The sequence below is a fragment of the uncultured Nevskia sp. genome (assembly GCF_903885465.1).
GTDB lineage: Bacteria > Pseudomonadota > Gammaproteobacteria > Nevskiales > Nevskiaceae > Nevskia.
The window spans coordinates 1-8,509 of the sequence record NZ_CAISIQ010000023.1 but is presented as its reverse complement, the minus strand read 5'-3'; the positions used below and the strand labels follow the sequence as shown (position 1 = coordinate 8,509).

At 62.8% G+C, this 8,509-nt stretch carries 10 protein-coding genes; 5 read left to right on the top strand and 5 right to left on the bottom strand.

What is annotated here, in order from left to right; genetic code table 11:
- The coding region (locus tag QZY06_RS00795) for an alpha/beta hydrolase (protein WP_295678940.1) at positions 1 to 436 on the bottom strand (436 nt) is incomplete at its 3' end.
- On the bottom strand, positions 433 to 1,458 hold the full coding sequence (locus QZY06_RS00790; RefSeq protein WP_295678937.1) for a M14 family zinc carboxypeptidase: 1,026 nt from the start codon (positions 1,456 to 1,458) through the stop codon (positions 433 to 435). The genes QZY06_RS00795 and QZY06_RS00790, both read right to left, overlap by 4 nt.
- Positions 1,459 to 1,660: 202 nt before the next feature.
- Between QZY06_RS00790 and QZY06_RS00785 the strand changes: the two genes are divergently transcribed.
- The 3 genes from QZY06_RS00785 to QZY06_RS00775 are packed head-to-tail and all read left to right on the top strand — an operon-like array spanning position 1,661 to position 4,232.
- Positions 1,661 to 1,801: a hypothetical protein gene (locus QZY06_RS00785; RefSeq protein ID WP_293387571.1), complete on the top strand. Its 141-nt coding sequence runs from the start codon at positions 1,661 to 1,663 to the stop codon at positions 1,799 to 1,801.
- Between the two features lie 59 nt (positions 1,802 to 1,860).
- Positions 1,861 to 2,385 carry a hypothetical protein gene (locus QZY06_RS00780; RefSeq protein WP_295678932.1) on the top strand — a complete coding sequence of 175 codons (525 nt, stop codon included), beginning with the start codon at positions 1,861 to 1,863 and terminating at the stop codon, positions 2,383 to 2,385.
- Between the two features lie 20 nt (positions 2,386 to 2,405).
- The gene (locus QZY06_RS00775) at positions 2,406 to 4,232 is read left to right on the top strand and encodes a phage tail sheath subtilisin-like domain-containing protein (RefSeq protein WP_295678929.1); all 1,827 of its coding nucleotides are present in this window, start codon (positions 2,406 to 2,408) and stop codon (positions 4,230 to 4,232) included.
- A 16-nt stretch (positions 4,233 to 4,248) separates the two neighbouring features.
- On the opposite strand, the gene QZY06_RS00770 is transcribed toward QZY06_RS00775, so the two are convergent.
- Together QZY06_RS00770 and QZY06_RS00765 are read right to left on the bottom strand one after the other, a co-directional pair.
- Positions 4,249 to 4,746 carry a DMT family transporter gene (locus QZY06_RS00770; RefSeq protein WP_295678943.1) on the bottom strand — a complete coding sequence of 166 codons (498 nt, stop codon included), beginning with the start codon at positions 4,744 to 4,746 and terminating at the stop codon, positions 4,249 to 4,251.
- Between the two features lie 51 nt (positions 4,747 to 4,797).
- On the bottom strand, positions 4,798 to 5,181 hold the full coding sequence (locus QZY06_RS00765) for an EamA family transporter (RefSeq protein ID WP_295678926.1): 384 nt from the start codon (positions 5,179 to 5,181) through the stop codon (positions 4,798 to 4,800).
- A 297-nt stretch (positions 5,182 to 5,478) separates the two neighbouring features.
- Here QZY06_RS00765 and QZY06_RS00760 point away from each other — a divergent pair, with 297 nt between their 5' ends.
- Positions 5,479 to 5,898, top strand: a complete 420-nt coding sequence (locus QZY06_RS00760) for a DUF1801 domain-containing protein (RefSeq protein ID WP_295678924.1) — start codon at positions 5,479 to 5,481, stop codon at positions 5,896 to 5,898.
- Between the two features lie 27 nt (positions 5,899 to 5,925).
- Here QZY06_RS00760 and QZY06_RS00755 read toward each other — a convergent pair whose 3' ends face one another.
- Positions 5,926 to 7,578 carry an AMP-binding protein gene (locus tag QZY06_RS00755; protein ID WP_295678921.1) on the bottom strand — a complete coding sequence of 551 codons (1,653 nt, stop codon included), beginning with the start codon at positions 7,576 to 7,578 and terminating at the stop codon, positions 5,926 to 5,928.
- A gap of 297 nt (positions 7,579 to 7,875) precedes the next feature.
- On the opposite strand from QZY06_RS00755, the gene QZY06_RS00750 reads away from it, so the two are divergent.
- Positions 7,876 to 8,509 (top strand): restriction endonuclease (locus QZY06_RS00750; RefSeq protein WP_295678919.1); only part of this gene is annotated, 634 nt, incomplete at its 3' end.

The window sequence follows — 8,509 nt, the reverse complement described above, 5'->3', positions numbered from 1 at the left end:
TTGCCGCCCTGGGCCTCGCGCAGGACTGCTCCGAGCGCATCCTGCTCTCCACCCAAGGGGAGCGGATTCCTGTAATCAAGACCGCCACCATCCTGGACCTGAACGGCCGCAGGCTGGTGTTGATCAGCACACAGGCATCCAGCTCCTGCGGATAGCGGCTCGCCCATGAACTGGCGGCCATCGCGCCCAGCGACATCGCCAGCAACCGATACGGCGGCTTGAGCCCACGGCGCTGCAGTTCAGCGCGGCAGTAGTCGGCCATCGCGTCGACGCTGCTGGCGCTGGTCTGCTCGTTGAGCGCGCCATTGCCGGGGAAGTCCAGCAGCTCGATACGGGCACCAGACATCTCGCTGGCAAAGGCCTGCGGGAAATCGCCCCAGTGGCGGCTGTCGCGCATCAGGCCACGCAGCAGAACCCAGGTGCTCGCGTCGCTCATGACTTGCCGCGATACCAGCGCGTCATCGCGGCACTCAAGTGTTGTTGGCGCGCTGTAACGCTCGTCGGCAGCCAGCGCTGGTAGCCGCTGCCGGCACGGGCGAGGAAATCGAGCAGCGCGATGTGCCGGCGCATGACCCGCTGCTGACGATGATTGATCAGCGGATTGAAGATGCCCAGCCGCGAAAACGCTTGGCGCGGGTTCTTCTTGATCCACAGCCAGGAGCCCATCTCCAGGGTCAGCGGCAGGAACACCTTGTCTGCATGCGTTTGCGCACGCAGGTAGAGGTAATCCCAGAGATCGCCATGGGTCAGGTACTGCTGGCTCTGCGGCTCAAAGACGTAGCGGTGATAGGCGTGGGTCTGTTCGAAGATGGTCTGTAGCGCATGGACTTCCGGCAGGTGCCGGATCGGCCGGGTGGTGTGCGCGTAGGGAAACCAGATGCGGTCATCGCTGCCGAAACCGGAGTGGCAGTCCACCGCCAGGCTGAAGCGGCGGCTCAGTAATTCCTCTTCGACGAAGGCGCACAGCGCTGCACCTTCAGCCTCCATCGGCATGCCGGGCTCGCCGCGATACCAAGGCAGACCACGGCTGTAACGTTGACCGCCGATCATGAACGGCACCGGCTCGACGGCGTCCATCGGCGCATTGCGCATCAGATCGACACCATTCGGATTGGCGCGCGTGCCCAGCCACAGACCACCCGGATTGACCAGCGGCATGAAGATCAACCGCACGCCCTGCAACTGCTCGTGGAGCACGCTGTCCCAATGCAGACGCTTCACCAGGCTGCGCAGATAAGCGATCACCACATCGGCGCCGATCCGCTCCAGGCCATGCACGCCGCCGAAGAAGCCGACCGCCGGTACGTCTGGCGAAGGATTGCCCAGGGTCAGCGCATGGATCGGAAACCGGCGCTGCCCGGCCTGCACTTCACAGACGATGCGTGCCTGCAGCTGCGGGTGGCCTTCCTCGATCAGGCTCTGCAGCTCGGCGAGCTGCGGTATTTCGGTGAAGGTCACTGAAGGGGCTGTGGACTGGGCATGCGGGTGGACGATCGGGCCACGATACGTCGCAAATGTGTCATTGCTTAGACATCTGCGATCTACATCAGCGATTGTCATGCCACTGCAATACCAGCGTCACCGTCAGCGACTACGGTCCGCCCGTGAACTGGCGCTCGCATCAGCGAGAGGCCGGGTTCACGACAAGGAGGACACTGACATGACTGGCATGGTTAGAAAACTGAGCACCCATCCCTCGATCATCCTTGGCGGCATGATGGTGCTGGGGATGCTCGAATTCGTCGCGCTGCAGCGCTCGCAGCGTCAGGCGCGGCACAGCAAGGAAGCACTTTCTTCGTAAGCGCCATAGCTTCACGCAGTAGCCGCCACATCTGCGGCGGGCGGGCACAATGCTGACCCATGCCCGCCGACATCCTGCTGCTGCCTTCCGATCCTGAAACCGTTCCGCATATCGATGACGGCCGGCGATCGCTGTTCGTCGATGCGCTGAACATTGCTTACTGGTGCGGCCAGCCACCGTCATTGCGGCTGCCAATCACGCTGATCGCAGGCCTGCTGGCGGCGGGACATGACGCGGTGCTGTGCTTCGATGCGAGCGCGCGTTATCAGCTGAAGGACGACGCCGAGGCTTACGCGCAGCTGATCCAGCACGATGGCCTCGCATTCGAAGTGCCATCGGGCATTCCGGCCGATCGCGTGCTGCTGAAGAAGGCCAATGCTTCCCATGGCGCGATCCTCAGCCGCGACCATTTCCGCAACCATCGTCGCCGCTATCGTCGCTTGATCGATGATCCAGCCCGAATCCTCGCGGGCTACGTCCGCAACGATCGCCTGCTGTTGCCGGCGTTGGCGCTGGACCTGCCGCTACCGGCAACGACCGAGCTGGCTTGGGCGTTGCTGCCGATCGCTGATACTGCTCACTGAACCGAAGCAGGGGACAGGCAATGCCCGAATACAAGGCGCCCGGCGTCTACGTCGAGGAAACCAGCTTTCGCGCCAAGGCGATCGAGGGCGTGCCGACCAGCACCGCCGGTTTTGCCGGCATCACCCGTTTCGGGCCTGTCGCCTATGCAGGCGGACCCAGCAACGCCCAGCCACGGCTGATCACGTCCTACGCTGAATTCGAGCGCGTCTACGGCGGCGTGTCACCGCTGGAACTGGCCAGCGGTGCGCGCATCGCCTACCTCGCCCACGCAGTGCGTGCGTTCTTCGACAACGGCGGTAGTCGGCTTTACGTGTCGCGAGTCTACGTGCCGGCAGCCGGCAAGACGGTCAAGGAATGCGCTTCAAGCCTGACTGTTGCCACCACCGCCGGCAGTGCAGCGTGGCGCGCGCGCTGGCCGGGTGCAGACGGCAACGTACTGGTCGAGGTGCAGGCGGCGCGCGGCAAGAACATCGCGTTCGAATATCCCAACGATGGTCTTGGCAAAAATGCCTGGGGCATTCAGGCGAAGAACGTGCTCGCCGGTGCGGTGCTCGAAGTCACCGCTTCTGGAGGCACCTTGCCCATCGGCAATGCGCCGCTCTCGGCGAGCACACTGCGCGTTGTGGAGATGGACCCGAGCGGCAAGCAGACCTTCATCGACAGCAGCGGCGCACCCGTGGCGCTTGCAGCAGGCTCTCAGCTATCGCTGGTCCAATTGCGCGTCACCGTGACCGGGCCCGATGGCCGCATCGACGCTTACGATCAACTCGCCACGCATCCGGACCAAAGTCGCTTCATTGGCAAGCTGCTGGCGATCGACAATCCCGAAGACGACAACGCGATGGTCTGGCTGGAATGGTCAACCAGCGATGACCGTTTCGCAGCGGCAGCGCTTGCGCTCGGACTGCAGTCGGCCAGCAAGCGTCTTGGTGGCGGGATCGACGGCGCATTGCCCAGCCCCGATGAATTACGTGGTGTCGCAGGTGAACACGCCACCGGCCTCGAAGCCCTGGCCAAACTTGACGACATTGCCATCGTCGCAGCGCCCGACAGCGGCGCCATGCCAACGCCGAAAGACGTGCAGGCCGTTGCCCAGCATCTGATCGGCCACGCGGAGCTTCATCGTTACCGCATCGCCCTGATCGACGCCGTACTGCATAGCTCGCTATCCGACGTGCGCAGCTTCCGCAGCAAGTTCGACTGCAGCTACGCCGCGCTCTATCACCCCTGGATCGAGATCGTCGATCCGCTGTCTCGGCCGGCGCTGGGCGAGCAGCCACACAAGCTGCTGCTGCCGCCTTCGGGATTCATCGCCGGCATCTACGCCCGCAACGACATCGAGCGCGGCGTGCACAAGGCACCGGCCAACGAGGTGGTGCGCGGCATCACGCGCTTCGAGGTCGACATCAACAAGGCGCAGCAGGACGTGCTCAACCCCGAGGGCGTGAACTGCCTGCGCTTCTTCGAAGGACGCGGCTACCGCGTGTGGGGCGCCCGTACTCTGAGCTCGGACCCCGAGTGGAAGTACGTGAACCTGCGGCGCCTGTTCATCTCCCTCGAACACTCGATCGACAAGGGCACGCAGTGGGCCGTGTTCGAGCCGAACGGCGAGCGCCTGTGGGCCGACATCAAGAGCACGATCCAGGACTTTCTCTACCTGCAGTGGCGCAATGGCGCGCTGCTCGGCGTCAAGCCCGAAGAAGCCTATTTCGTTCGTTGTGACCGCTCGACGATGACCCAGAACGATCTCGACAACGGCCGCATGGTCTGCCTGATCGGTATCGCGGCGAGCCGGCCCGCCGAGTTCGTGATCTTCCGCATCAGCCAGAAAACTGCTGACTCCTGAGCTTGATCAGCACTGCTCAGGATGGGTCGGCCGGCGTCGTGACCACGGCCGGCGCAATACGCGACGAACGTGAGTGCAGCGCAACCGCTGCCCCTGATACAGCGACCACGCACATGCCGATGATGCTGATCTGCTCGGGCACATGACTGAACACCAGCCAACCCAGCAGGGACGCCCACATCAGCTGGACGTACATCACCGGAGCGAGCAGCGACGCCGGCGCATGGCGATGAGCTGCGGTGAACAGGAAATGCCCGAGGCCACCGGTGATGCCCGTGCTGACCAGCAGCGCCGCCTGCAGGAGGCTCGGCATCCGGCCTTCCCAGAACCAGGGAAACACCAGCCCGTAGATCGCCATGCCCAGCAGCGCCGTGTAGAACAGCATGGCTACCGTGCCCTCGGTTCGCGCCAGCACGCGGGATAGGAGCTGATAGGTCGCAATCAGAGCCGCTCCACACAGGGCGCAGAGGACGCCCAGGGAATCGAGCCCGCTGCCTGGCCTTGCGATCAGCACCACGCCGATGAACCCGCCGACCGCAGCCGCAATGCCGACGCTGCCAACACGCTAGCCCAAGGTGAAACCGGAGAGCAGTACCACCAGCAAGGGCGACAGGAACACGATCGCCGTGGCCTCGGCGATCGGCAGGCGATTGAAGGCGATCGCCATCACCAGTGAGGCCAGCGCCAGACAGGCTGCCCGCAACACCACCAGACCGGTTCTCCGGGTCTGGATCAGACGGCGGCCGTGGCTGGGCGTCAGCAGCAGCACCATCAGCAGGCATTGCACGGTGTAGCGCACGGCGATGACGATTGGCGGCGCGAAGTCTGCCGTCAGGTACTTGGTCGTCGTATCCATGCAGGCGAACAGCAGCACGGCGGCCGCCACCAGCATCACGCCACGGAAGGGATGGAGGATCAGCGGAGGATGGCCGGCAGACACAGGAGCCATGCGCACCTGAGCTGCGCGCGACATATCCGCCCCTTCGTTTGTGCCATCCATTGCCACGGTCGAGCCCCTTCCTTATCGCTGCGAAATCCGATCCCCATCGGACAGCTCGGCAGTCTGACAGCGATAGGCCGCTTACGTCGAAGGCCGCGCGTGGCTGTGCCTGGCAATGGCTGTCCGCACCTGGCTAGCCGGGATGAAGACGAGCCAGTACCGCATCGGCTACGGTGATGCCGAGCGACGCGACGTTTCTCGGCGTCGTTCCGAATTTTCGCCAGCGCTGACTTTCAGGATACGAACATGAAAACTTCGGATGCGAGCCTCGGCCCGTCGACATCGGAACTCATCTCGAAACGGATCGCCGAACTCGGCGGCTGGCGCGGGGCAACACTCGGCACAGTTCGCAAGCTCATTCAGGAAGCGGACCCGGAGGTCGTCGAGGAGTGGAAGTGGATGGGCACTCCAGTCTGGTCGCACGACGGCATCATCTGCACCGGCGAGTCCTACAAGGACAAGGTGAAACTCACCTTCGCCAAGGGCGCATCCCTGAAGGACCCGAGCCATCTCTTCAATGCGAGTCTCGACGGCAACGTGCGCCGCGCGATCGACATCCACGAAACAGAAGCAGTGGATGAGTCTGCCTTCAAAGCGCTCATTCTCGAAGCGATAGCGCTCAACAGTTCCAGCAAGTCGAAGACTTCGAAGAAAGCGAAGTCCTGAGCGTTACGCGCCAGCCCTGCAAGGGCGTCAAGCCGTCTGAACGGCCGCCGCCTTTTCAAGACCCAGCTTCTGCACCGCCTGCGCCCGCATTTCCACCTTGCGTACCTTGCCGCTCACGGTCATCGGATACTCGGTGACCACGTCCAGATAGCGCGGGATCTTGTAGCGGGCCAGCCGGTCTTTGCAGAACGCTCGGAGCACATCGAGCGTGAGCGGCACGCGGCCAGCCTTCATGATCACGCTGGCCATCACTTCCTCGCCGTACTTCTCGTCCGGCACGCCGATGATCTGCACATCGAGAATGTCCGGATGCGAGTAGAGGAATTCCTCGATCTCTCTCGGATACACGTTCTCGCCCCCGCGAATGATCATGTCCTTGGTGCGGCCGACGATGTTCACGTAACCCTGTTCGTCCATCGTCGCGAGGTCGCCGGTGCGCATCCAGCCTTCCGGCGTGATCGCTTCCTGGGTGCGCTTGTCGTCGTTCCAGTAGCCGAGCATCACCGAGTAGCCGCGAGTCTGGAATTCGCCAGTTTCTCCGTAGCCACAGGTCTCGCCGGTATCGGGATTGGCGATGCGGATCTCGACATGCGGATGGACTCTTCCCACCGTTCCAACGCGCTTGTCGAGTGCGTCATCGCGGGCCGTCTGTGTCGACAGCGGCGAGGTTTCGGTCATGCCGTAGATGATGGTCAGCTCCGGCATGTGGAAATCGTCGACCAGGCGTTTCATCACTTCCACCGGGCACGGCGAACCACCGATGGAACCGGTGCGCAGGCTGGATTTGTCAGTGGTCGCGAAGTCTTTGTGCGCGAGCATGGCGATGTGCATGGTCGGCACGCACATCGACGACGTGCAGCGTTCCCGCTCGATCGCCGCGAGGGTTTCGCCCGGATCGAAGCTGGCCGCCGGCACCACCAGCGTGGCGCCGTGCGCAGCGCACATCAGCGTGCCCATGACCATGCCCGCGCAGTGATAGAACGGCACCGGCACGCAATGACGATCCTGCTCGGTGAAACCCATGATCACGCCAGCGAAGTAGGCATTGTTGAGAATGTTGCGATGACTCAAGGTCGCGCCTTTCGGCGTGCCGGTGGTTCCGGAGGTGTACTGGATGTTGATCGGATCGTTCGGGGTCAACGTCTTCATGCGCGCGACGAGATCGGCCTGCGGTACTTGCTCCGCATCCGCCAGCAGCTGCGCCCAGTCTCCAGGCTGGCCGGGCTCGTCGATGAAGATCAGGTCGCGCAGCGCCGGGCATTCACCGCGCACCTCATCGAGCATCGCCCGGTAATTGCTGGTCTTGAAACTGCGCGCGGCTAGAACGCCCTTGCAGCCGGACTGGCGCAGCGCATGCGCCATCTCGTGCGCACGGTAGGCCGGATTGATGTTGACCTGAATCACGCCGAGCTTGGCAGTGGCGTGCTGCATCAACACCCACTCGACCAAATTCGGCGCCCACACCCCGATCCGCTCGCCCTTCGCATAACCCCGCGCCAATAAGCCACGCGCCACGCGGTCTACCTGCTCGTTGAGTTGCCGATAGGTCCAGCGAATCTGCTGGTGCGGCATCACCAAAGCTTCACGATCGCCAAAGCGCTTAACCGTGGCTTCGAAGTAATCGCCGATGGTCTGCTCGAACAGCGGGATATCGGTGCGTCCCCAGCGGTGTGCGAGCATGGTTTTCTCTGGCGTTCTGAATTTCACGGCGATCGCACAGTAGTCCGGATGGAACATCGCCGCCACATCACTTAGGGCGACTAGCCAAGGCTACTTCCATCGTCGCAATTACCTAGACACTCAGCCGGTCGCAGTCGATGAAACTGACGGACTATGTTGCACAGACGGCAATCTATGCGGGCTATGTCCGCAGGGTTCAGTTCGAGCAAAAGATGCGTTTGGCTTAAGGTGGAGTTTAATGAACCGGCAGCAGCAGGTTTTGAGCCGGTACGACACCGCCACCAACTTCGACTGCCAATGCCACGCCGCCCCCGAAAATCCGCTTTCGAAAACTGGGTCGACGCTCTTTCCCGACTGCCGTGGCAGGTCTGTCTAATCCTTGCCTTCGTATCGTGGTTCGGCTTCCACCAGCTTGCGCTGATCGAGATGCCGAAGCCGACCACCGTCTCCGGGCTTGGTACGGCTTACGGACCAATGATCGCGCGTACAACCGGCATGTTCATGCAGTTGATCGCACCCGCCGCCTGCGTGTTTGCTGCTTTTGTCTCATGGATAGGCAAACGCCGCAGGACGAAGCTGCTGGCAGAAGCTGAGACCAGAACAATGGTTGCACCCCTCGCGCAGCTGAATTGGAAGGAGTTCGAACAACTGGTGGGCGCGCACTTCGAGCGACTCGGCTATTCGGTGCGCTTCACCTCGGACGGTGCCGACGGTGGCGTGGATATCGTGGCTCGCAAAGGCTCCGAGACTTTCCTGATCCAGTGCAAGCAATGGCGGGCAACACAGGTCGGAGTCGGCGTAGTTCGCGAGGTATTCGGACTTATGGCTGCGCACGGCGCCACGGGCAGCTACGTCGTGTCGATCGGACCGTTCACTGCCGACGCCCGCGCTTTTGCCGAAGGCCGGAATATCGAGTTGGTGGATGCAACCC

Excerpts from the sequence above, each read along its gene's own strand:
- QZY06_RS00760 (WP_295678924.1), top strand. The coding sequence starts at position 5,479 with ATGAAAACTTCGGATGCGAGCCTCGGCCCGTCGACATCGGAACTCATC.
- QZY06_RS00775 (WP_295678929.1), top strand. The coding sequence starts at position 2,406 with ATGCCCGAATACAAGGCGCCCGGCGTCTACGTCGAGGAAACCAGCTTT.
- QZY06_RS00785 (WP_293387571.1), top strand. The coding sequence starts at position 1,661 with ATGACTGGCATGGTTAGAAAACTGAGCACCCATCCCTCGATCATCCTT.
- QZY06_RS00755 (WP_295678921.1), bottom strand. The coding sequence starts at position 7,578 with ATGCTCGCACACCGCTGGGGACGCACCGATATCCCGCTGTTCGAGCAG.
- QZY06_RS00780 (WP_295678932.1), top strand. The coding sequence starts at position 1,861 with ATGCCCGCCGACATCCTGCTGCTGCCTTCCGATCCTGAAACCGTTCCG.
- QZY06_RS00765 (WP_295678926.1), bottom strand. The coding sequence starts at position 5,181 with ATGGCTCCTGTGTCTGCCGGCCATCCTCCGCTGATCCTCCATCCCTTC.